General features: G+C 68.8%; 17 protein-coding genes and 3 pseudogenes. 12 read left to right on the top strand and 8 right to left on the bottom strand.

All coding sequences use genetic code 11. The features are described 5' to 3' along the window. The 5 genes and pseudogenes from IF55_RS38130 to IF55_RS40310 form a co-directional block, all read left to right on the top strand. Positions 1-144: pseudogene (locus IF55_RS38130) on the top strand (IS110 family transposase); the annotation flags it as partial. Between the two features lie 80 nt (positions 145-224). After that, entirely contained in the window at positions 225-1274 is a 1050-nt protein-coding gene (locus IF55_RS02545) for an aldo/keto reductase (protein ID WP_030882113.1), read from the top strand. Between the two features lie 59 nt (positions 1275-1333). Beyond that, positions 1334-2317 carry an MsnO8 family LLM class oxidoreductase gene (locus tag IF55_RS02540; RefSeq protein ID WP_030882110.1) on the top strand — a complete coding sequence of 328 codons (984 nt, stop codon included), beginning with the start codon at positions 1334-1336 and terminating at the stop codon, positions 2315-2317. A 473-nt stretch (positions 2318-2790) separates the two neighbouring features. Then, positions 2791-3114: a hypothetical protein gene (locus IF55_RS39125; RefSeq protein ID WP_157854355.1), complete on the top strand. Its 324-nt coding sequence runs from the start codon at positions 2791-2793 to the stop codon at positions 3112-3114. A 469-nt stretch (positions 3115-3583) separates the two neighbouring features. Further along, positions 3584-3754: pseudogene (locus IF55_RS40310) on the top strand (ATP-binding protein); the annotation flags it as partial. Here IF55_RS40310 and IF55_RS40305 read toward each other — a convergent pair. Beyond that, the gene (locus IF55_RS40305; protein WP_245661026.1) at positions 3749-4732 is read right to left on the bottom strand and encodes a hypothetical protein; all 984 of its coding nucleotides are present in this window, start codon (positions 4730-4732) and stop codon (positions 3749-3751) included. The pseudogene IF55_RS40310 and the gene IF55_RS40305 overlap by 6 nt on opposite strands. A 236-nt stretch (positions 4733-4968) precedes the next feature. Continuing rightward, positions 4969-5448, bottom strand: coding sequence for a hypothetical protein (locus tag IF55_RS02520; RefSeq protein WP_048831457.1), 480 nt, complete (start codon positions 5446-5448; stop codon positions 4969-4971). A gap of 404 nt (positions 5449-5852) precedes the next feature. Between IF55_RS02520 and IF55_RS41125 the strand changes: the two are divergent. Both IF55_RS41125 and IF55_RS02515 read left to right on the top strand, forming a co-directional pair. Next, positions 5853-5939, top strand: a pseudogene (locus IF55_RS41125) (hypothetical protein); the annotation flags it as partial. After that, the gene (locus IF55_RS02515; RefSeq protein WP_281180907.1) at positions 5914-6291 is read left to right on the top strand and encodes a tyrosine-type recombinase/integrase; all 378 of its coding nucleotides are present in this window, start codon (positions 5914-5916) and stop codon (positions 6289-6291) included. The pseudogene IF55_RS41125 and the gene IF55_RS02515, both read left to right, overlap by 26 nt. A 1483-nt stretch (positions 6292-7774) precedes the next feature. On the opposite strand, the gene IF55_RS39120 is transcribed toward IF55_RS02515, so the two are convergent. From IF55_RS39120 to IF55_RS36655, 3 genes are all read right to left on the bottom strand, one after another. Further along, positions 7775-8053 (bottom strand): hypothetical protein, encoded by a 279-nt coding sequence (locus IF55_RS39120; protein ID WP_157854353.1) that lies wholly within the window; start codon positions 8051-8053, stop codon positions 7775-7777. 794 nt (positions 8054-8847) lie between these two features. Beyond that, positions 8848-9669, bottom strand: coding sequence for a DUF1963 domain-containing protein (locus IF55_RS02510; RefSeq protein ID WP_030882103.1), 822 nt, complete (start codon positions 9667-9669; stop codon positions 8848-8850). A 343-nt stretch (positions 9670-10012) separates the two neighbouring features. Continuing rightward, entirely contained in the window at positions 10013-10567 is a 555-nt protein-coding gene (locus IF55_RS36655; protein ID WP_078643431.1) for a hypothetical protein, read from the bottom strand. A gap of 1679 nt (positions 10568-12246) precedes the next feature. Between IF55_RS36655 and IF55_RS02500 the strand changes: the two genes are divergently transcribed. The 5 genes from IF55_RS02500 to IF55_RS02480 all read left to right on the top strand — a co-directional run bounded on the left by IF55_RS02500 (position 12247) and on the right by IF55_RS02480 (position 20173). Further along, positions 12247-13428: an LLM class flavin-dependent oxidoreductase gene (locus IF55_RS02500; protein WP_030882097.1), complete on the top strand. Its 1182-nt coding sequence runs from the start codon at positions 12247-12249 to the stop codon at positions 13426-13428. 293 nt (positions 13429-13721) lie between these two features. Further along, on the top strand, positions 13722-14555 hold the full coding sequence (locus tag IF55_RS02495) for an SDR family NAD(P)-dependent oxidoreductase (protein WP_030882095.1): 834 nt from the start codon (positions 13722-13724) through the stop codon (positions 14553-14555). A gap of 337 nt (positions 14556-14892) precedes the next feature. Next, positions 14893-15441, top strand: coding sequence for a hypothetical protein (locus IF55_RS02490; RefSeq protein WP_245661025.1), 549 nt, complete (start codon positions 14893-14895; stop codon positions 15439-15441). 26 nt (positions 15442-15467) lie between these two features. Next, the gene (gene ccrA, locus IF55_RS02485) at positions 15468-16832 is read left to right on the top strand and encodes a crotonyl-CoA carboxylase/reductase (protein ID WP_030882091.1); all 1365 of its coding nucleotides are present in this window, start codon (positions 15468-15470) and stop codon (positions 16830-16832) included. A 545-nt stretch (positions 16833-17377) separates the two neighbouring features. Next, a complete protein-coding gene (locus IF55_RS02480; protein ID WP_342668257.1) occupies positions 17378-20173 on the top strand; it encodes an ATP-binding protein in 2796 nt (931 codons plus the stop codon). Positions 20174-20284: 111 nt separating this feature from the next. Here IF55_RS02480 and IF55_RS02475 read toward each other — a convergent pair whose 3' ends face one another. The 3 genes from IF55_RS02475 to IF55_RS02465 form a co-directional block, all read right to left on the bottom strand. After that, on the bottom strand, positions 20285-21511 hold the full coding sequence (locus tag IF55_RS02475; RefSeq protein WP_078643428.1) for a cytochrome P450: 1227 nt from the start codon (positions 21509-21511) through the stop codon (positions 20285-20287). Positions 21512-21586: 75 nt separating this feature from the next. Then, positions 21587-22384, bottom strand: coding sequence for a thioesterase II family protein (locus tag IF55_RS02470; protein ID WP_078643426.1), 798 nt, complete (start codon positions 22382-22384; stop codon positions 21587-21589). 117 nt (positions 22385-22501) lie between these two features. Further along, the gene (locus IF55_RS02465) at positions 22502-22951 is read right to left on the bottom strand and encodes a nuclear transport factor 2 family protein (protein WP_030882078.1); all 450 of its coding nucleotides are present in this window, start codon (positions 22949-22951) and stop codon (positions 22502-22504) included. Positions 22952-23084: the final 133 nt, after the last annotated feature.

Raw genomic sequence — 23084 nt, 5'->3', positions numbered from 1 at the left:
GACAAACAACGAGCCCGCGGCAAAACCCACACCCAGGCCCTCCTCCGCCTCGCCCGCCAACGCACCAGCGTCCTGTTCGCCATGCTCCGCGACAACACCCTCTACCAACCCCGCACACCGAAGAACATCGAACTCGCCGCATAACCCCACCAACACCGAACCACCCCAAAACCGACAGGAGTGCCTCGACGAAAGACATAGAGGCACCCCCCGGGGAGAAACCCATGCGAACCCGTCCGCTCGGCCGGACCGGCATCCAGGCCAGCGCCTACACCCTGGGCACGATGATGTTCGGCCCGTACGGCAACCCCGACCCCGACGACTGCGTCCGCATCGTCCACCGCGCCCTCGACGGCGGCATCAACGTCATCGACACCGCCGACGTCTATGGCGGCGGCGAATCCGAGAAGATCATCGGGAAGGCCCTGCGCGGTCGCCGCGACGACGTCGTCCTGGCCACGAAGTTCAACGGCCAGATGGGGTCCGACCCCAATCAGCGCGGCAGCTCACGACGGTGGATCGTCTCCGCGGTCGAAGGGTCGCTGCGCCGCCTGGGCGTCGACCACATCGACCTCTACCAGGCCCACCACCCCGAGCCCGGCACCGACATGGAGGAAACCCTCGGCGCGCTGACCGACCTGCTGCGCGCGGGCAAGATCCGTGCGATCGGCCACTCCAACCTGCCCGCCTCCGACATCGCCGAAGCCCAATGGGTGACCGAACGGCGCGGGCTTGCCCGCTTCCGCACCGAACAGCCGCACTACTCGATCCTCAACCGCGGGATCGAACGCGAGATCCTGCCGGTCTGCGAGCGCTACGGCCTCGGTGTGCTGGTGTGGAGCCCGTTGGCGATGGGCCTGCTCGCCGGCCGTCTCCGCAGGGGCAGCGGAGAAACCGCCTCGGCCGGGCGCCTACACTGGGCGCCGCGGCACATGACCGACGAACGCAAGCTCGACGCCGTCGAAGCGCTCGCCCGCCTCGCCGAGCAGGCCGGACTGTCGCTGCCCCACCTCGCTCTGGCGTTCGTGACGGCCCACCCCGCGGTCACCTCGGCGATCATCGGCCCCCGCACCCCCGATCAACTCGACGACCTGCTCGCCGGAGCGGACACGCTTCTCGACGACGACCTGCTCGATCGCATCGACGAGATCGTGGCGCCGGGAACCGATGTCGGACCCGTCGACGTCGCCTACGTCCCACCGGCGCTCGCGCAGCCGGAACTCCGCCGACGCACCACCGAAAGCCGGGCAGCACGCCGACGGCCGCCCCAGTGACGTACTGACCCGCCATCCGACACCACCCGAACCAGTCGGTAAGAAATGGGACTTACTTCATGCCGACCCCCCTGTCCGCGTTGGACCTCGTGATCGCGGAGCGAGGACGCACCGCCGCCGAGTCACTCGCCGCGACCAGCCGAACCGTGATGCGTCTGGACGATCTCGGATACCGGCGTATCTGGTTCGCCGAGCATCACGGGACCGATCTCTCCGCGAGCGTGGTGCCGGCGGTTCTGATCGCGCACTTCGCGGCACGGACCAGCAGGATCCGACTCGGGTCCGGCGGTGTTCTGGCTCCCAACCACGCGCCACTGGCGCTCGCGGAACAGTTCGCCACCCTGGCGACGCTGCATCCGGACCGTATCGACATGGGCATCGGCCGCGGCCCGGGCACCTTCGACCAGTCGATCGTGCGGGCGTTGCGCCGAGGCGGCGAACCGAGCACGGACAGGGAGTACGACGAAGACGTGGCCGCGGTGCTGCGTCACCTGTCCGGCGAAGGCGGCGTACGGCTGATATCCGGCTGGCAACCGGACCAGGGCGGCACCCGCCCGTGGCTCCTGGCCTCCAGCCCGGCCAGCGCGGAACTGGCGGCACGGCTGGGCCTGCCGATCGCGCTGGCGCACCACATCCGGCCGGAGGCGACCATCACCACAGCGGCACGCTACAGGGAACTGTTCACGCCATCACGGTGGGCGGACCAGCCCTACGTGATGGTCGCCATCGAAACGGTCGTGGCGGACACCGAGGCGGAAGCCGCACGCCTGGCCCGACCGACCGACGTCGCGAGATCCCAGCAGACCTCCTCAGCCCTGCTGCCCCCGGAAGAAGCAACCGTCCACGAGATTCCGGAAGCGGACCGGGGCTACGTAGCGGCCACCGGTGCGGAACAGGCACGCGGCACGGTGGAAACCGTGCGCCGCCGGTTCGCGGAGATCGTGGAGCGGACCGGCGCGGACGAGCTGATGTTGTACGCGTCCGTCTACGACGCCGACGCACGAATCCGCTGCTACGAACTGGCCGCGAAAGCCGCCGAGTAGGCCCGAGGGCCGGCCCCTGGAACTCCTCTCGCAATGACTTCAGGCGTCGGCTGGTTCCAAGGGCGTCGGCCTGGGCCTGGGGAAGCGGACCCGAGCCGCACCCGGGGCAGCAGCCAACCGCCCCGGCACTGCCCCAGCCTGCACAACTCCCGCCCGACTCCGCTGATTTTCCCCGGGCGCACATCCCTCAGCCCTGACCGCCCCCGACCGCCAGGCTCTCGCGTTGGTCAGCGTCGTCGGCATGGGCGGGGTGGGGGAAGACAACGCTGGCCCTCCACGTCGCACACCGGGCGCGGGCTTTCTTCCCGTACGGGCAGCTCTTCGCCGCCCTGCGAGGCAGTGACACTGTTCCTGCGGACCCGGGGACGGTACTGGCCGGCTTCCTCACCGCCTTGGGTATCGCCCCCGAGAACCTGCCCGACGACCTGGCGGCCTGAGGGGCACTGTTCCGGTCCGCTGTCGACAAACGCCGGTTGCTCATCGTGCTGGACGACGCGAAGGACGACGCCCAGGTGCGCGCTCTGCTGCCGGACTCGGCGAGCTGCGTCGTCGTGGTGACCTCCCCGCATCGGCTGTCCAGGTGGCCCAGGTTGCCCACCACGTTACGGTCCGACCTGGAAGGCTTCCATCCCTCCGAGTCCATCGAACTGCTCAGCCGGGTATCGGTGAGCAGCGGGTGGCCGCTGAGCGGAAAGATGCCCTGGCTCTGGCCGAGGCATGTGGGTTCCTGCCGCTGGCTGTACGGATCGTCGCCCTCCGGCTGGCCGCCCGGCCCAGATGGACCATCCGCAGCCTGAGCGACCGTCTGACCGACGAGCAACGCCGCCTCGACGAACTACGCGTCGGCGCCCTCGCCATCGAGGCGGCTTTCGAGCTGGGCTGCAAGCAGCTACCGGCGGAGCAGGCCCGCGCTTTCCGGCTGGTCCCCGTTGTCGACGGCCCAGCGGGTCCCCCGGCATGGGGCCGCCGCTCTGCGGGGCATGCCCGTCTTCGAGACCGAGGGCGTGCTGAAGCCTCTGGCTGACGTGACCATGCAGGAATCCCCCAGCATGGGCCGTTACGGCCATCACGACCTGCTCCGCGCCTTGGCCCGACGGAAGGCCAGGACTGATCCGGATGCGACAGCGCGGAAGACGTCGACCGTCTCCTCGACCATCTGCTGGCCACGGCCTGCTACGCGTTTGAGTAGGTGGGTCCCGGAGACCCCATGGGCAGCGCCCTACGGCCGGCCCGGCCCAGCGGTCTACCCCTGACCAGCGCTGCCTCGCCCTCGCCTCCAACGAGTCCTTCGGCGGCTGGACCAAGGACTTCACCGACCCCCGCCTCTGCGCGGCCGTCGTCGACCGCCTGACCTTCAACGGCACCGTCATCGGGACAGGCGCCGGCTCCTACCGCCTCGCCTCGACACGGACACGGACACGGACCAAATCGTCAGGCACTGTTTTCGGGGAGGTTCGCCCTGAGCATTTCGTCGACGCAGCTACGCAGCCCCACGCCGGTGGGATCGATCCAGGTGAGCCATGGCACCGGCTGGAGCAGGCCGTCGTATTGACGGGTGTCGGGGTCGGTGAGGAGGGCGCGGAGCTCGTCGGGGGCGGGGTCGGTGACCAGGCACAGCCAGGCCAAGCCGGCGCCGATGCGGACCTCGGGCGGCCGTCCGGAATCCGACCACAGGCCCCGGGCCCACTTGGGAGCGTGTTCACCCTGGTGTTCGTGTTCGCGGGCGAGTTGGGCGATCGCCAGGATCAAGCTCACCCGGACCACCGCATCGTCCTCCTCCGCCAGCCTGGTCCGCAGAGCAGAGGAGACGCGTGAATACTCACCGGTCGCAGCCGCCAGAACGTAGGCGGTCACGGAGCGGACCTCGGGATCGGGGTCGGGGGCGGGATCGGAGAGAAGCGGGAGCAGAAGATGCAGGTCGTCCGTGACGGCCTGCCGTGCGGCCTGGATAGTCCAGTTCACCGGGCACATCGTGCTGCCATCGATCATCATCGGCTCCTCGGCGACCTGCAGCAGGCCTTCCCGCGATCCGTCCCCCATGTGCTGACGCCGGCCGACCTCGGCGACCAGGCGAAGGGTTTGGGCACGGAGTTCGGGGCGCGCGGTCGCCGCGATCCGGAGCAGGAACGGCACCGCCAGTGCCCCCACCGCGATCGTGCCGCCCTGGTGGTGCAGACTCGTCCAAAGCTGCCGCAAGGCCCCGTCAGCGGCTTCGACGTCCGCGGACGCGAGCGTAACCAGCAGACCGGGGATCTCCTCGCCCGGCCCGTAGAAGTGCCGGAACCGCTGCCAGGGGACCTCGTCGTACCTGAACCCGTCCCTGACCTCCCGCGGGATCGCACTCACGGCCACCCTCACGTCGCAGTCCGAACCGACCCACCGTTCCGGCCAGCCGTCCCAACGATCGTCATCCACGGCTTGGCCTTCCAGTCCACCGGCAGCATCCGAACGCCGGGAGTCTAACGACCGGTGATCAAGAGACGGATCGCTTCTGCCACACTCCTGTGGCATCCCACCATGGCGACGTCATTCTCGTGAACATCTGCGACACTCAAGATCCCTAACTGCCGCCAAACTGCTGATCAAACGCTGCTGCTTCACGGTCTGGCTCACTTTCCGTGAACCGGTCACAGTGGGCCATGCGACGCGGCTCAAAGGCTGCGGTTCTGGTGCGCTTCCGTGGCGAGAAAGTCTCGCGCCGCTGAGGTGACCCGGTCGCGAATGTGCTGCTGGTCCGGAGGTCGATCGTTCGGCAGGGCGAGGGCTCTCGCCAGATCAACGATGGGTTGCAGTGCGTCAGGGTAGTCGAGTTCGGCTGCAGCTTCCTCATAGATCAGCTTCGCTCCGTGCACGGGATCGAGTTGGCTCCCCACGATCTGGCCTGCCCACCACCGGGCCGCGGTCCATCGCGCCTCGGCAAGATCTTCCGAGGCCAGCGGCAGCAGGCCCAACTCTTCCAGCGCAAGGTCAAACAGCTCGCGGGCCTGGGGATACTCACCACGCGCGAGGCCGGCCAGCAGGGGAAGCGAGGGAGCCTCGATGTCGGCCATCAGCGCATCCAGGCCCAACTGGACCAGGTGAGCGTCCGAGGGGCGCTGCCAGGGTTCCAGGGCCAGGTCTGCAGCGGTCATGCGGATCAGGCTGATCGCTACTACTGCGTCCACGCTACCGCCTTCCCATCATCTTTCAGTGGAGAGAAGCCCTACCACCGAGAGTCGGGTGATTGATCAGGTGGCCAGCGATACGCACGTGCGTAGCAGGCTGAAACCGGCTCGGCCGAATATCTGGCCCTTGGGCATCTTAGAAGTTACGTGGAATCCGCCGGGATGATCATATCTCCCCGATACACCCATGGGCTTGGGAGAGCGCTTGAACGGGACGACGGTGCTGGCAGAGAAGTGGCCTGTGCTCGGGCGGCACCAGCAGGCAGAGATCTGGCTGACGGTCCGGACGGAAGCTGCCGTGAATTCCCAGCGAACAGCAGCGGTGGTGGATCTTGGAGGTCGCGCGGGCGGAGTCGGTCCGCAACCGGGTGATGCTGGCCCTGGCCTACGGTGCCGCCCTGCGGCGCGAAGAGCTGTGCTCGCTGCGCACGGATGACCTGGATCCGGCTCACCGTACGTTGCGGGTGCGCGCGGGGACGACGAAGAACCGGCTGGAACGGGTGGTCCCGTACTCGGCGTCGACCGGCGTGTTGCTGTCGGCACCTCGCTCACCGGGCCACGCTCAGCCGGGCGAGAGGCCCACTGTTCCTTTCCGGCTCACGGCACACCTACGGCCAGCCGCTGAGCCTGCGGACGTGGTCGAAGGTGGTACGCCGGATAGCCGTGGCGGCCGGCGTCCCGCAGTTCTCCACGCACACCACCCGGCGTCTGTGCCTGACCGATCTGGCCCGGATGGACTGGGAGCTGCACGCGATCATGCCCTTCACCAGCCACCGCCACACCGACTCCACGCTTCAGTACATCCATTAGTCCGGCCGGGACCTGGTCGACAAGCTCGCCCGCGGCATGGAGCACGTACATGCCTGGCGGATACAGGCGCTCACCTCCCCGAACGGCCCGTCGCCGTAGGTGGCACGGTGAGTGCATCTTGGCTGACCCTGCCTGCGGAGTACGGGCCCGAATGCTGGTCCTGGCCGATCACCCCGGACCGCTGCGACACCGCTGCCGAGTTCCGGCCCGCCGAGGCCCAAACCGTCAGCGAACTCGCAACACCGCGCCCTGCGGCTGATGGACACCCCGAACGCCTGGGTCCCCCAGGCGTCGGCCGGTCGGCGAGGGCGAGACCCACCGCGGCGAGAGTCGACCGTAACCGCTCCGTCTGCCTGCTGTGCCGCCGGGTCAGTCCCGGCACCTGGTCAGCGAACGCCTGCCGAGCACACGAAGGCTCCGGACAGAAGAAACCGCGGACTCGCAGTCGCAGGACCACCAGACGTCCCCCTCGGCACGTCCGCTGAAAACCTCAGGTAAGAGCTGTGCACCCGGGTCGACTGGCGAGCCAGAGCTACTTCACGTGCACGAAGCCACACACCCCCCTTGGCTGAGGCGGACCATTCCTGCGTGGACTGCTGGATGAGGCGGTTGGCCTGCCGCCGGAGGCCGACCAAGAACTTGGCGTAGTGGCGGAAAAGGACCTTCATGCTCTAGCCGGCACGACGAGCCCATTCGGCCGGATCCACCCTCGTAGGGCCGCTCGGCCAGACCGGCGAGAAGTTCTGTACGGCCGGCATCAGGCTGGCAACTACGTGGACGCGTCAGCTTACGCTCCGACATGGGCGTCGGTGCGGAAGCATGTTCCGACCGAACAACCCGGCCGTCCGGTGCCATGCCCACCCGTTCGATGTGTGCGCGCCCGGCGCGCACGAACCGCGGCGGGGTAGGCACCGGCCGGGTCACGGTCGGCGCACGGAGCTTGAGCGGGTGCACTTCGTACACCGCTCCGTCGTCCGTCCACTCCTCTCCCGCAATGACGACCCGCTCGACAGGTTGAACACCCCACCTTGTCTTGAGTCCATCCTTGTTCGTAGCCGTAGCGAAGGCGGGGAGGTCGGGGCACTCTCAATCGGGTGCGGGCCGGAAGGGCCGGGGCGGCTGGGACTCAAGTTGGGCGGGGATATCGGCAGGCCCCCGACGTGCGGCGGAGGCCGAGCTGGAGTACGGGATGGGCACCGGGTTCGGCGTGTAGCTCCAGGTGAAGGTTGTCGGCGTCGGCGCCTTCGGGCGGGGTGTAACGGGAGGGTCGCGGGTCGCCCCTTCGGTTGGCGGGCGGGTTTGCTGCGGCGGCTACTCCGTTGTCCTGTGCGTAGGCGTGATGAATTATCTGGGCCACCGTCTCCCGGCCTACCATCACAATTGGCTTCTCCCCGGCCCGGCTGTAGTGCTGGTAGCCGTGATCAGCGGGCTGGTGGTCATTGCCGACCTCTTCTCCCCCGGTGATGGTGGCTAACCGCGTTGGTCATTCCCCTTCAGCCAGCCAGCGTAGACGGCCGTCCTTTGGCGACGTTCGGCAGGTGAGTTCAACGCCCGCCGAAGAAACGGCGGTGGCACCACTCTCCCGGCACTTACGGTGCAGCTCGTTGCAACTGCCCTTTTTCTTGCCCGGGATCTTCGCGCAATTCTGGGTGTCGTGCGCTTCCTTGCCTTCGGGCGAGAGGTTGTCGTAGTTGCTGCCATCATGTCGACCGGGAGAGTCGGTATCTTCCGCGGTGGACGGTTCAGCTTCTGGCCGCGGCATACCGGCACGGCGAGGGGGTGAGACGTCTTTCGCTTTTCCCTCCGCCTGCGTTGAGCCAGCCGATCGGCTTGAGCCGGCCGACGACGTGGCCGACGCGGAGGCCGGGCGCGAGTCCGCCGGGGAGGCCGAGTCGGCGCCGCAAGCAGCTACCGTCCCCAGCAGCACGACCGCAGTCGATACGGCGGCGGCCGAACGGGCAAGACGTACACCTATTCGATTAGACATCGCAGCAGTTTAACCCGGGGACGAGCACCTGCTGGGCCCTCGAAGTGGATCAGGAACCGCGCCTGAGGAAGTTCTGCCGGACGACCTCGATTTCGCGCGGGGCCGCGCATCCGCCTTCGTCTCAGCCGATGAACAGCCGTGAACGAGCGGTGCTGGGGCGGCTGCGTGTGCGGCCTTCCGGTGCTCGACCAGTTCGCCGTTGCGCCCCCTGGGCAGCGGCCATGAGACGCCCCAGGCCGCGAGTTGTCCGCACTTCCAGCCGTCGGCGGGTGTACGGGCGGCTCGACCTCTTCAGTCGAGGGCAGGCCGGGCATGTCTAGCGGCCGCCCACAGGGGACAACCGAGGCGGGGTGGGACATGATCTTGGCCAACTGCTCGCTGTCGGCTGCGACGGCCGCAGCTCCGCGGCAGTCGCAGCCGCCTCGGCTTCCGTCACCATCCCAATCGCGGGAGCGCTGGAAGCATCACGTAGCAGTCGCACATGTGTGGCTGGCCAGGTCGATCGGCGCGGTGGCGGAAGGGGGCGGCCGATGAGCACCACTGGGGAGATGGTCGTCCGGACCGCGCTGTCAGGCCATTTCAACGTAGCGGTGGACCCGGTCGAAGCGCCGGGCTGTCACGTCTTGGCGGCGGATCACCCAGTGGGCCACGCCGGAGTCCAGTTCCGTGACGTCGTCGCCGCACCTCCAGGTGGCCAGCAGAGCCCAGTCGTCGGCGTCCTGCGCGTGGGCGGGACCGCCGTGCTCGCTGGGGCCGGCCTCCTCGGGCGTACGGGCATCGTGGACGGGGTCGTTCTGAGGGGAGGCCGGGTGGCCGCCGAGTTGCAAGGTCCAGGAGGGGCGGTAGCCGCCCACGTGTGCCCAGGCGTCGCTGAGTTCGTCGGCGAGTTCGAACTGCTCGTCCTCGGGGAAGTCGCCCCACCTGTCGAGGGCGTAGCTCTCCGGCATCTGTGCGCTCGGCTGGTGCCAGACCGTGCGCAGTTCACGGGTGCGGTACGGCTCGCGCCAACTGTGTTCGAGGGGGCTCGGGGCTGTCGGGGTCCCGGCGGGAACGTACAGCACCGCGTCGGAGACCCGGCCCCCGATGCCGCTCACCTCGGTGCCGGAGAAGAAGAGCAGGTGGCCGTCGGCGGGGAGAGGAAGGCTGGTCGCCCCCGGCGGGAGGGCCGCGAGGTCGACGGAGGCCACAAAGGGGTCGGACGGCTCCGGCACGCCGTGCGGCAGCAGGGGGACGCCGCCGATTCGGGCCACGAGGGGGCCGTCACCGCTCTCCGCCAAGTACACCGCCGGGCGGGCAACACGTATCCACTCCTCCACCTCCTCCGACGGCAGATCCCGGGATTCCGCCTCGGCCCGGAAGCGGTTCACTCTGTCCATACTCGCGTCGATCACCGGGACACCTTAACGGGCTCGGCGGCATCGGCAGGACCGAACTCGACCGAATGCGCTGGTCTTTGGCGCTAGAAGGTGCCTGAGAAGTCCCGGTCAGGACAGCAATCTTTTGCCGACGCGGTGCAGCAGGAGCGTCACGTGCACCAGATGGATCACGTTCCGTGACCAGCATCCAGGTACTCATAGTCTTTCGACAGCCGCCGGTAGAGGCTCCGCCAGGTGAAACTCCGCTGCTGGGCTTCGCCTCAGCCGTCCGGAGGGCGCTGCCGGCCGCCTCTGGTGTCAGCGGCGTCTGCCGACGGCGGTCGCTAGGCCATGTCCTTACGGCAACTCCAGGCGCGCGTCACGGCCCTTCCTGCGGTCGCTGGAGTGCCCGCCAGCGTGGGGCCTCGTCGTCGGGGGTGTCTGGAGAAGCGAAGTGGAACGGCACACCAAGGTGGTCGGCCAGCGTCCGGCCGGCTTTGGCGGCGGCGTCGACAGGGGGAGCACCGCCCCGGCGTTGGTAGACGGCCGCCAGGTGCCCCTCCCCCTCTGGGGCATCCAAGACCGCGACCAGGACAACGAACCAGTCGTGCACGGTATCGCCGTCCCACAGCGCCTCCACCGCCGCCACGCGGCCTGGGAGAGCCGCGGCGCGAGCGGCAAGTGAGGGGAGGTCGAGCGGATCCGGCGGAGTGTGCTGTACTCGGTCACCAAGAGCCTCATACCGCGCGTGGACCACCCGCTCGGCCTCGTGCAGCCCTACCCCCAGAGGACGCAGCGCCTCCCGGACGCATACGACCGCCAACAGCGGTCGATCGCGCAGTACATCGGCATCGACCTCTTGACGGGTCCATTCGTCCAGATATGCCCACCAGTCGCTCGTGCGGCCACCAGCCGGGGTTTCAGGGGGCGTCATAGGCCCAAACGTACGTCAGGACGCAGCGCGCGACCCGGCCGCCCCTGCGTGATGCTGTCCCCGAAACTCACGAACCCCTCTGTCTTCAGATGCATACCCCTCCTTCGGTTCCGTGGATTTTCCCCTCCAGGAACCAGGAGCCCGTCGTCTTGGCGCAGGGCCACCTGGGATCACCAGGCGCGGCTCGGTCGGGTCCGCTCCCCGCAGTTGATCGAGGTCCGCTGCGGCACCAGCCGGGCGCACCTGGGCCGTCTACGACGCCCCGTACAGCGCCAAGAGGGCGCCCCGCAGCGCGCGGTGCCCGGAAGCGGTTGGTCCCAGGGAGTTGTGCCCCAGGGGGAAGCGGCGGCGTCTCGCGAGGCTCCGATGGTGCCTCACGTTCGCCCGATCGTTCAGCAGACGGCCGGACCAAAGAGACAAGCAGGTGATGAGCCCGCCTACTGGAGCGGCGAAATCCTGACGGGTGGGTGCGGGCGCAGAGCACCGTCTACGGCCGCGTCCTCCCGGTACCTCACGCTCGTCGTGCAAGGCGGGCCCGCCCTGTCCCTGTTGAACGGCACGCATCTTGGCCGGAGTTGCTCTTCGTCTTTGTCCTCGTCGCGGGAATGGGGCAGCTCGCGTGCGCCGACTGATGTGCGGCGGACCTGCCGTCTTCTTCACTGTGGCGACTGTCGCGGCGTCGGCGGGGAAAAGGGCGCGGGCCCTAACGACTCTGGGAATGTTCGGCGGCGGGCTCGGGGTGGTGGTGTGGTTGGCGGGTCTCCTCGCCGCGGTCGTTGTCGCGGAGGGCGCAGCCCGGCCCGTCGAGCCGCGGCAGCTCAGCTGAGAGAACCGGTGGTCCCGGGCCGGCGAGGAGAGGGCTTCCGCATTGGGCTCTCGTTGAAGTGCTGATCTACCGGGCAGGGCACCGGAGATGAGGTTGTCGGCCTGGGCGCGTACGTGGGGCGGCTCCCTCGGCACCTGACCGCAGCCGCCCGGCGGCCGCCCCGCCCTGCTGGCCGCGGGCTTCATCAAGGGAGTCCCGCTGCGCGGCAACCCCGGAAGCATCCCGGCCGAGCCCCAGAGGGCGCGGTCGCTTCGGCTGGAGTACGCCTTGGTTGCCGCGTACTCGGTCCGGGTGGCGGCGCGGGCAGGTACGGAAACCTGGCTGTGGTGGGCGACCCCGTGGGGTCGCCTTTTCCTTGGCCGGCGGCGCGTTCCGTCGGGGGCGTTGACGAGTGTCGCCGCCAGGTCGGACGTGGAGAGGGAGACTCAGAGACCCCAGAGATGGGTTGTGACAACTAGGGGATGGCTTACCGGGAAAGTTAGGGGATGGCCCGGTGGGGCGCAGAGCCTACCGTGGGGCGCACGCAGCTCTTCGGAGGTTGATTCATGGCTTATGCCGACCAAGTGCCAGTCTTGACCCCTTTTCTGCCCGCTTTTCTGCCCGCGCCGTCACTCTTCCATTCCCCGCCGGGGCCGAACGAGCTGCGACGGGATCGGCCGCTCCCCCAGTCGCGGCTCGCTGACGGCAGTACCCGTTGGCTGGTCACGCGCTACGAGGACGTACGCCAGGCGCCGACCGACCCGCCCGAGCACACCCGTCCGCATCGGCTCGTCGCCGGTGCGTTCACCGCCCGTCGTGTGGCAGCGCCGCGGCCGCGAGTGACTGATGTGGACGCCGACCTGGTGGAGAACTTGTGACTAGTCTGCGCTTCGGCGCGTTCCTGCCCCCGATCCACCCGCTGGGGGAGAACCCGACGTGGTGGCTGCGCCACGACCTGGACTTCATGGCGCACCTCGACCGGCTGGGGTTCGACGAGGCGTGGATCGGCGAGCACCACTCGACCGGCCGGGACCTCATCGCCTCGCCCGAGATCTTCATCGCCGCGGCGGCGGAGCGCACCACCCGCATCCGCCTCGGGACCGGCATGACCTCGATCCCCTACCACCATCCGCTGTGGGTGGCCGACCGGATGGTGATGCTCGACCACCTCACTCAGGGCCGGGTGATGTTCGGGGTCGGCCCCGGGTCCCTGCCCTCCGACGTCGCCATGATCGGCATGACCCCCACCGAGAGCCGCGAGCTCCTTGAGGTCCATCTCGACATCATCCAGCGGCTGCTGGCCGGCGAGACGGTCACCGCGACGGTCGGGAGCCACAAGCTGGTCGACGCGACGTTGCAGCTACGCCCGTACACCGAGCCGTGCTTCGAGATCGCGGTGGCCGCGACGGCGTCGCCGACCGGCGCGCGCCTGGCCGGCAGCCGCGGCACGAGCCTGATCTCGCTCGGGGCGACCATGAGCAAGGACGGCTTCGACGCCCTGGCGTACCACTGGGGGATCGCCACCGAGCGCGCCGCCCACGCGGGACGCCCGGCGCCCGACCGCGCGACCTGGCGGCTGGTCACGAACGTGCACGTCGCCGAGTCCCGGGAGCAGGCCTACCGCGACGTCGAGTTCGGACTACAGCAGTGGGTACGGCACCTCAACGACAACGCGGCCACCCCTGGGCACGTGCTGCCCGACGGCAGCACGCGGGAACTGATCGAGTTCGTCAACGAATCCGGCCTGGGCGCGATCGGCACCGCCGACGACGTACGCCGCCAGATCCAGCGCATGGTCGACCAGTCCGGCGGCTTCGGCACCGTACTGCTGCTGGCCCACGACTGGGCGGGCCCGACGGCGAAGTGGCACTCCTGGGAACTCATCGCCCGTCAGGTCGCCCCGCACTTCCAAGGTCCGGGGACGACCCACGCCCAGGCATCCCACGACGCCCGTGCCCGGATTCTCGCGCGGCGCGAGGAGGCGAGCATCGCGGCCGGCGCGGCCCTGGAGCACATGAACCGCAAGTACGCCGACGAGGTGGCCGGCGGGTCCTGAGCGGACGGCCGGCGGGTCCTGACCGTACGGACGCGGGCAGGCCGTAGGCCGGGGGCAGACCGTACGGCCGGGTTCCTGACCGTACGGCTGTAGGTCCTGACCGCCTCGCCCCCCGGGCCGGCGGCCGGTGCGAGGCCCGGTCCCGTACCGGGCCGCGGCGCCTGCCGGATCGTCACCGCGCACCGCGAGCGGCACCGCCAGATCACGAAGGAACTTCGCCGGGCCGTGGACCGCGGCCCACGGCCCGGCAGCGAGCACCGATGCCGACAGAAGCAGAAGGAGACGTTTCCGTCATGGCCACATGGTTCATCACCGGGGCCGCCCGAGGGCTGGGCGCCGAGATAGCCCGGCACGCTCTGAAGGCGGGACACGATGTCGCCGTCGGCGCCCGGCGTGTCGACGCGTTGCCCGACGACCTGCGCGGCGCCGAGCGGTGCCATCCGGTCACCCTCGATGTCACCGACCAGGCCCAGATCGACCGGGCCGTCGCGCAGGTCGTCGATCGGTTCGCCACGATCGACGTGCTGGTCAACAACGCGGGCCGGGTGCTGGTGGGTGCGCTGGAGGAGGTCACCGACGCCGAGGGCAGGTCGCTGTTCGACGTCAACGTCTTCGGTCTGATCAACGTGACGCGAGCGGTCCTGCCGACGATGCGCGCTGCCGGCAAGGGCAAGATCGTGCACATCGGCTCCCGGGCGGGGTTCGAGGGCGAGGCCGGGGTGAGCCTGTACAGCGCCTCGAAGTTCGCGGTCGCCGGCATCAGCGAAGCCCTCGCCGCCGAGGTGGGCCCGTTGGGCATCCAGAGCATGGTCGTCGAGCCCGGGGCGTTCCGCACCGACCTCTTCGACGCCAGCTCCCTGTCGGTCTCCGGGACACGGCTGGCGGCCTACGACGGCACCCCCGCCCACCTCGTACGCGACGGGGTCGACGCGGCCAACCACGCCCAGCCCGGGGACCCGGCCAAGGGCGCGGCGCTGATCGTCGAGGTGACCGACGGCGAGACGCTGCCCTCGCACCTGCTGGTGGGCAGCGACGCCTACGAGCGTCTTGAGGCCAAGAACGCGATGGTCGCGGAGCACATCGCCCCGTGGCGCGGCAAGGCGCTCGACACCGCCTACCGCGACTGAGCCTGATGAGCCCGACCGTTCGCGACGCGACCGTCCCCCGGCCATGCCGTCCGGCCGACGCCGGCGCCGGAGGGATGGGCGTGGTCGCGCCCGTGATCCGGAAGTCGGGCCTACCGGTCCGTGAGCGACGAGCAATGAGCGACGAGCGACGAGCGATGAGCAATGAGCAATGAGCAATGAGCAATGAGCAATGAGCAATGAGTGTTGGCGACGGAGAGCGTGTGCACACCATGGTTCTCAGTTCGGTTATCAGTTTGGTTCCCAACGCGCGAGACGTGGTCTCGGTGAGGGAACGGCTGCCGGCCGGCACGACCCGGACCGCGGGCCGGTGAAGGCCGTGGCCGACGCGCGCGCGGACGCCGAACTCGACGGGCTCCCCGTCGCGCTGCACGCGAAGGTCGCCGCCGCGCAGGCGGCGTGGGCGGTCGCTCGCTGCGCGCGGCACGCGGTCGTCCCGGAACACTACTGGCCGCACGAAACCGATCTCGCCGCGCTGCGCGCCGGGCGCGCCCTGACCGAATCGGTCTCCCGCTACGTGGAAAGGGCCGTCGTGGCCGCGCGGGCCGAGGGGATCGGCTGGCCGGTCATCGGCGAGGCGCTGGGGGTCGCCGACCCGGAGGCCGTCTTCGGGCCCGCCGTGGCCGGCTGGACCGTAGAGCTGGCGCGCGTGCGGGCGGGAGAGGTGCGCCCGGTGGACCAACCGGCGCTCGATTGGGTCGTCGACACGGCGTGGTGGGCCGAAGCGCTGCGGGAGTGGCTCGGCAGGCCCGGTGACAACCCCCTGGACTCCGCGGCCGGACGGCCGCCGGACGGATACCGCTGGTGGCGCCCGGGTGAGCGGGCCGCCGGCGAGGACGACGAGGCCGACGCGGGCCTCCTGGCGTGAGCCGGACCAGCGAAGAGAGGAAAGCCGTGCCGAACGCGGAACTCAAGGAGATCCAGCAGGCCATCGTGGCAGGGGACCCGGGCGCACTGGCCGGGCTGCGGGTGCCGGAGAGCTACCGCGGCGTGACCGTGCACGCCGAGGAGACCGAGATGTTCGAGGGCATCGCCGGCGCGGACAAGGACCCGCGCAAGTCGCTGCACGTGGAGGAGGTCCCGACGCCGGAGCTGGGGCCCGGTGAGGCGCTCATCGCGGTGATGGCGAGCGCGATCAACTACAACACGGTCTGGACCTCGATCTTCGAGCCCTTGCCGACCTTCAAGTTCCTCCGGCGCTACGGGAAGCTGTCCCCGCTGTCGAAGCGGCACGACCTGCCCCACCACGTGGTCGGCTCGGACGCCTCGGGTGTCGTGCTGCGGACCGGGCCCGGGGTGCACCGCTGGAAGCCCGGCGACGAGGTGGTGGCGCACTGCCTCAGCGTCGAGCTGGAAGGCCCCGAGGGCCACGACGACACGATGCTCGATCCCGAGCAGCGGATCTGGGGTTACGAGACCAACTTCGGCGGCCTCGCCGAGGTCTCCCTGGTGAAGGCGAACCAGTTGATGCCCAAACCCGCGCACCTGACGTGGGAGGAGGCGGCGAGCCCCGGGCTGGTCAACTCGACCGCGTACCGGCAGTTGGTCTCGCGCAACGGGGCGCACATGAAGCAGGGCGACGTGGTCCTGATCTGGGGCGCCTCCGGCGGACTCGGCTCGTACGCCACGCAGTACGTGCTCAACGGCGGTGGCATCCCGGTGTGCGTCGTGTCCAGTGAGGAGAAGGCGGAGATCTGCCGCCGGCTCGGGGCGGAGCTGGTCATCGACCGCAGCGCCGAGGGGTACCGGTTCTGGCGGGACGAGCACACCCAGGACCCGAAGGAATGGCAGCGGTTCGGCGCCCGCGTCAGGGAGCTGACCGGCGGCGACGACGCGGACATCGTGTTCGAGCACCCGGGCCGGGAGACGTTCGGCGCTTCGGTCTACGCGGCCCGCAAGGGCGGCACCATCGTGACCTGCGCGTCCACCTCGGGATTCACGCACCAGTTCGACAACCGATATCTGTGGATGAACCTCAAGCGGATCGTCGGCTCGCACTTCGCGAACTACCGGGAGTCGTGGGAGGCCAACCGGCTGATCGACAAGGGGTTCATCCACCCGACGCTGTCGAAGTGCTACCCGCTGGAGGACACCGGCCAGGCCGCGCTCGACGTGCACCGCAACGCGCACCACGGGAAGGTCGGCGTGCTGTGCCTGGCGCCGGAAGAGGGCCTGGGCGTACGGGACGAGGCCAAGCGCGCCCGGCACCTCGGGAGCATCAACGCGTTCCGCCGGGCGCACCGGGGCTCCGGTCGGTGAAGCGCTATACCGTGGCGCGCTACCTGATCCCCCGGGCGGCCTGGGCCGCCCCCGCGGCCGAGGCCGACCGGCCGCACCCACGCTCGTAGCGTCGACCGGCATGGACGCCTCTTCGCGCCGCACCGCCGACTGGTCCGCGTCGCTCTCGAAGGAGACCGAGGCCGTCGGATCGCGGCGGTCGTGGAAGGCACTTTCACACCTCGCGTTTGCCCCCGCTGAGTGGAATGTCTGGTACGACCACCCTCGGCCCCACGGTGAGAAAGGGCACATTCCGCTTGTCGCATACGGAGCCGATCCCTGTCGAGCAGCCACGAATCCCCAGCTCACAGCTATCAACTCGGTTCTAAACCTGGGCGGTTCATCGTCCTGCCCACGGGTTCAACTGCATGATCGACTGGGGTAGACATGGGTATGACCAATGTCGGCCCATAGAGGTGTCGAACCATTTTTGTTGAATTGATGTCTGTTCTTATTCCGTCGATTTCCGCATTTGTCGATCCTTCTTTCGCGCGGTCTGTCGGTGCGCGCGACGCAGGGACCGCTCCATGAAAGACAGGGGATCGTGCATGATCGAGCGAGAGTCCGAGCTCGCCGAGTTGGCTACAGCTTTTGGCGAGTCCGCCGCCGGCGGCGTGCGGATTGTCGTGCTCAAGGGTGTTGTCGGGACCGGTAAGACAGCGTTGATCGAGGAGTTCGGCGACCGGGCCCGTGCGGCGGGGGCGCGCTTGCTCCGGGCCAGTGGGGCGCCGACCGAATCCTCGCTTTCCTTGGGGATCGTGCGTCAATTGCTTGCTGGTGAGGTTTTCGACCGCGACAGGACGGAGATCGTTCGGGGTTTGCTCGACCACCGGTTGATCGCCGACGCGGCGTACGACGGGGTGAGCCGCTCCAGGGTGTTGGACGGGTTGGCGACGGCGGTTCTGGAGTCGGCCGAGCAGAGCCCGGTGGTGATCGCCATTGACGATACTCAGTATCTCGACGCATTCTCCCAGGATTGGCTGATCTATCTGATCCGCCGTGCCGGCCTCGCCCGCATCCTGCTCGTCCTCGGCTGGCGCAACGACGACGTCGAGATGCATCCGAGCAATTCCCGGCTGCTGTGCGCCGAGCTCTACGAGCAGTCCTCCTTGCGCATGCTGCCGCTGGGCCCGCTGTCGCCGAGCGGTGTCGCGGAGCTGATGGCCGAGCGACACCCTGAGTCCCTTTCGACGGAACTGGCCGCGGAGGCGCACCAGCTCACCGGTGGCAATCTGCTGCTGCTGCACGCGTTGCTGGAGGACAGCCGGGCTGCCGACCGCGGCGACGGCCCGCCGGCCGAGCTGAACACCGGGCCCGCGTTCGAGCGGGCGGTCCAGCTCGTCCTGCGCCGGTGCGATCCGGTGACATTGCGGGTCGCGGGTGCGATCTCGGTGATCGGTGATCCGTCGCGGTTCGCGTTCCTCGACCGGCTGGTGGGCGTCGCATCGGACCGGGTCGCCGTCGCCATGGAGGCGCTGACCCGGACCGGTCTGGTGGCGGCCGGCCGGATGCGGCACCCGATCATGGCCGGCGCCGTGCTCAACGCCTTCTCGGCCGCGGACCGAGCCGAGCTGAGCCGGCGCGCCGCGGACCTGCTCAAGGCATGCGGTGCGGACTCCTTGACGATCGCGGAGCACTTCGTCGCCTCCGGCCGCCTCGACGACCCGTCGGCCGTACCGAACCTGGTGAAGGGGGCGCAGCAGGCGCTGGACGAGGGACACACCCGGCGCGCCACCGAACTGCTGCGGCTCGCGTACGAGGCCGACACCGACGGCCGGCGCCGGGAGGAGATTCTGGCCCTACTGCTGCGGGCGGGGTGGCGGGACGATCTACGGGCCTCGATCGGGCATCTGTCCGAACTGACCGAGGCGATGCTGAGCGGCCGGCTTCGGGGCCGGCACACGACGATGCCCATCATCATGCTGCTGCAACAGGGGCGGGTGGAGGAGGCCTGCTCCGTGCTCTCGCGGCTGGCGGCCGACGTGCCGCCGGGCGCCCGGCCCTCGTGGGAGTTCGAGCTGGTACGGATGTGGCTGGCCAACATGTATCCGGGCGTCTTCCGGCGAGTGGCCGACGAGATCAGGACGGACGGCACGCCGATCATGCCCCCGGGCGCCATCGGCTATCGCCTGCTCGAACACTTCCAGAGCTCCCACAACCAGGGGGCGACCGCGGAACTCCTGGTCCAAGCGGACGAGGCGCTGTGGCAACAGCCGCTGACCGATATCAACCTGCTGCCGCTCATGATCGCGTTGCACACGATGGTGTACGCCGGGCGGTTGGAGGAAGCCGAGCAGCGGTGCCGCGAACTGATGCAGACCTGCCTCGACCTCCAGGCACCCACCTGGCGCGCGGTGTTCTGCGCGATCGCGGCGGACATCGCCTTGCGCCGGGGCTCGCTCAGCGTCGCGGTCTCCCGGGCGGCCACCGCGCTCGAACTCGTCTCGGTCGCCGAATGGGGTGTGATGGCCGCTGAGCCGCTGAACACTCTGCTGACCGCGCAAACGCTGCAGGGCAAACACGACGAAGCGGCACGCACGCTCGCCCTGCGCGTGCCGGACGTGATGTTCGAGACGCCGTTCGGCCTGTCCTATCTGCTGGCACGCGGCCGCTACTACGTCGAGCGCGGCCTCGCCCAGGTCGCCCTCGACGATTTCCAGGCCGTCGCCGACACGCTCGACCAGTGGGAGGTGGCCCAGTCCGAGACGCTGCCGTGGCGCACCGAGATGGCCGCCGCCCACCTGCGACTCGGAGACCACGAGACGGCCGCGCGCTACGCCCGCGAGCAGCTCCGCCTGATCGGTCCGGAGGGCCATCTCCAGGTGCGCGGGCGCACCATGCGGCTGCTGGCGGCGACCCGTGAGGTGCACCTCCGGCCTGCCATCTTGTCCGAGGCCGTGGATGTGCTGCACCGGAGCGGGGACAAGTACGAGTTGGCGAACGCGCTCGCCGCCCTGCGCGACGCGTACACCCAACTCGGTGATGCCGGCCGGGCGCGGTCGGTGGCGCGCAAGGCCAACAGCATCAGGCAGGCGTGCTTCGCGGAACAACCCGCCCGACGGGCCAGCGCGCCGGACGTGCTGGAGGAGACGGAAGTCGACATGCACGCGCTCAGCGACGCGGAGCGGAGGGTCGCCAAGGTCGCGGCGAAGGGCCTGACCAACCGGGAGATCGCCGGCAAGCTCTACCTCACGACCAGCACGGTGGAGCAGCATCTGACCCGGATCTACCGCAAGCTGGGGGTCAGTTCACGCGTACAACTGCTGTCCCGCCTCGGCCCCCAGCCGGCCCCGCACTCCGCTCTTCAGGACGCCTCCGCCTGAGGGCTGTCACGCAACACCTGGTCGCGGGCGCCTGTGGACGCGGCGCGCCCACGGCGCGGACCCCGCGCACTGGGCGGCCGGCCCATCGGCGCCGGCCGCCGCGAAGTTCCCTCACGCCGCCGTGATCGGGATTCCCCGAAGACCCCGCAGCGTGAAGTCGGGGCCGAATTCGATATCGCCCGCGATCTCGTAGTCCGGCAGCTTGTCCAGCAGCCGGTTCAGCCAAAGACGCATCTCCAGCCGGGCCATATGAATGCCCAGGCAGATGTGCGGCCCGAAGCCGAAGCCGAGGTGCGCTTTACGGGCACGGAAGATGTCGAAGGAGTGCGGGTCGTCCCAGCGAGCGGGGTCGCGGTTCGCGCAGCCCAGAAGGGTCACGACCGCGGAGCCCTCGGGGATCGTGAAGCCCTCGACCTGGGACTCGTCGCTACAGGCGAAGCGCAGAACCGACTGCGTGAGGGTCGACCAGCGGTGGACCTCTTCGAGTGCGGCCGGAACGAGCGACCTGTCGGCGACCAGCGCGCGACGCTGGTCGGGATGGCGTCCCAGCGCGTACAACATCATCGCCATCACCTGGGCCGTACTCTCATTGGCGGCGACCGTCAGCATCGTCCCGTTCGCCAATATTTCCCGGTCGGGCATGGACGACGCGAAGTCGTCGAACACCATCTGGGCCATGAGCGATCCATCGCTCGCCCCCTGCGCACGGTGCTTTTCGATGAGGCCGCCGATGTACGAGTTCAAGGCGATCGATGCCGCGGTGCCCTCGGCGACGATCTCCTGGCCCCTCGGCGTCGGGTCCAGCCGTGCGCCGAGAACCGCCGCCGTCGCATCACTCCACTTGATGAAGTCCTCGTACATGTCCTCTTCGGCGCCCAGCAATTGGGCGGTGACAACGGTGGGGATGATCCGCGTCATCCCCGCGAGGGCGTCGAGGGGTTCGCCGGAGCGAAGGCGTTCGACGAAGTGATCCACATACACGTCCACAATTCGCTGTATTCGCGCCGTCCAGTCGGCCTCGACAGTCCTGCGCTCGAATCCCGGCTCCCAGATTCCGCGGACCGTCTGGTGCCGCGCGCCGTCGGTGCCGAGAAAAGTCGGTCCGCCGAACGCCTTCTCCATCTCCGGGAGCACATTCGCGGAGTTGAAATAGCGTATGTCGCCCAGCACTCGCGAGCAGTTGCGATGCGACATGACCATGTACTGGTCGTGATGCGAGTTGTAGACGACCGGGCCCAGGGCTCGCCATGCGGCCATGGTTTCGTAGGGGTCCTGCACGAAGTCAGGGTCGAGCATGTTCACGTCCACGGTGGGACATTCCGTCACTGCGGAGTTCATTGCAGGTCCTCTCCCCGGTCGGGGTCGATCTCATCGGGCGCCATCACGGCCAACACCTGTGCGCGGAAACGGCATTCAGCGGGAACAGCCTAGCGGCCGAGTGAGGTCGGAACGGAAGTCGATGAGCACACGTCGAACACAGCCGGCTATCTCGGCGACGTGCTCGTGTATGAAGAAATGGCCTCCGGTCAGGACCTTGATCTCGAAGGGTCCCGCCGCGTGTCCTCGCCAGGCGCTCGCCTCCTCCAGCGAAACGCTCGGGTCGCGATCGCCGGTTATCGCCATGATCGGCACGTTCAACACGGTCTCCGCGGTTGGCGCACGATACGTCTCGACTGCCCGGTAATCGCCGCGGATCACGGGGAGGATCACGCTTCTCATCTCGTCGTCGTCGAGCAGAGCCGGGTCCGTTCCGCCCAGCGACCGAAGGTGGGCGACGAGACTCTCGTCATCGGCCGTATGCGAATCCTCATCACGGTGACACGATGGGGCGCGGCGCCCGGACGCGAACAATGCGAGCGGCGCGCGGCGATTGTCCCGCTCGAAGCGCCGCGCCACCTCGAACGCCACCACCGCACCCATGCTGTGGCCGAAGAAGGCGAGCGGCTGCGTCTCCCACGGGAGCAACGCCTCGCAGATCTCGTCGGCGAGCCGGCCGATGTCCTCGATCAACGGCTCATGGCGGCGGTCCTGGCGCCCTGGATACTGGACCCCGAGCACCGAGACGTCCGGTTCGAGCGATTTCGCCAACGAGTGGAAATATCCCGCGGAGCCGCCCGCGAACGGAAAGCAGACGAGGTGTACGTGACTGCGCTGAGCTGAGCTTCGCAGCGGCCTGATCCAGGAGCCGCCACTCGTGGTTGATGCGTGCACGTTCCTTCTTTCTCGGGCCACGCGGCCGGCACCACTGCTGATCGCTCAGGATGGGATCCGAAGCAGTCGGTGCACGGCCGCGTGGTCAGTGCCGGCCGGTCTACTGAGTGGTCCGGCCTACTGACTGAATGGGCTCTGCCCTGCCGGGAATTCGAAGGTTCCGACTTCCGGCCTCGTCAACGGGATCACCTTGCGGCTGGAGAACTTCCAGACCCCGTCCTCGCGAACGTATTGATCCTTGTAGTACGCGGTGGCCCGGGAGATCCCGCCGGCCCGCACGTCCCCCTGGGCGAAGACATGGCAGTTGCCGGATGCTCGGGATTCGAGGATCTCGTCGACGACGTGGTTGGCCGTCAGGTGGCAGAGATTCTCCATCTGCCCGTAGATGTCGGCTTCGAAGTGCCGCCGGATCGCGTCCTTCCCCGTGAACTTCCCCAGCCCGAAGGCTTCTTCGTCGAAAACCGGGTCGGCGTCGCTCCACAGCTCCATCAAGGAATCGAACTGGCGAGTATCGAGCCGATAAGCGTACTTGGCCGTCAACTCAATGATATCGAGCCGATCGACCATGAGAGAGAATGCACTCTCCGTCGTCACGAGAAGCCTCCGGAAAAATTGTTCACGCCTGGGGACGCTGACAGGGTTTGAGTTGTTTCGGTTGTTTCGGTTGTTCGATGAGCGGCGTCTTATTCGTGGACCGGCC

The sequence above is a fragment of the Streptomyces varsoviensis genome (assembly GCF_000718635.1).
In the GTDB taxonomy this organism is placed as follows: domain Bacteria; phylum Actinomycetota; class Actinomycetes; order Streptomycetales; family Streptomycetaceae; genus Streptomyces; species Streptomyces varsoviensis.
The sequence above is the reverse complement of the archived record's forward strand: the minus strand, read 5'-3'. Positions and strand labels throughout refer to the sequence as shown.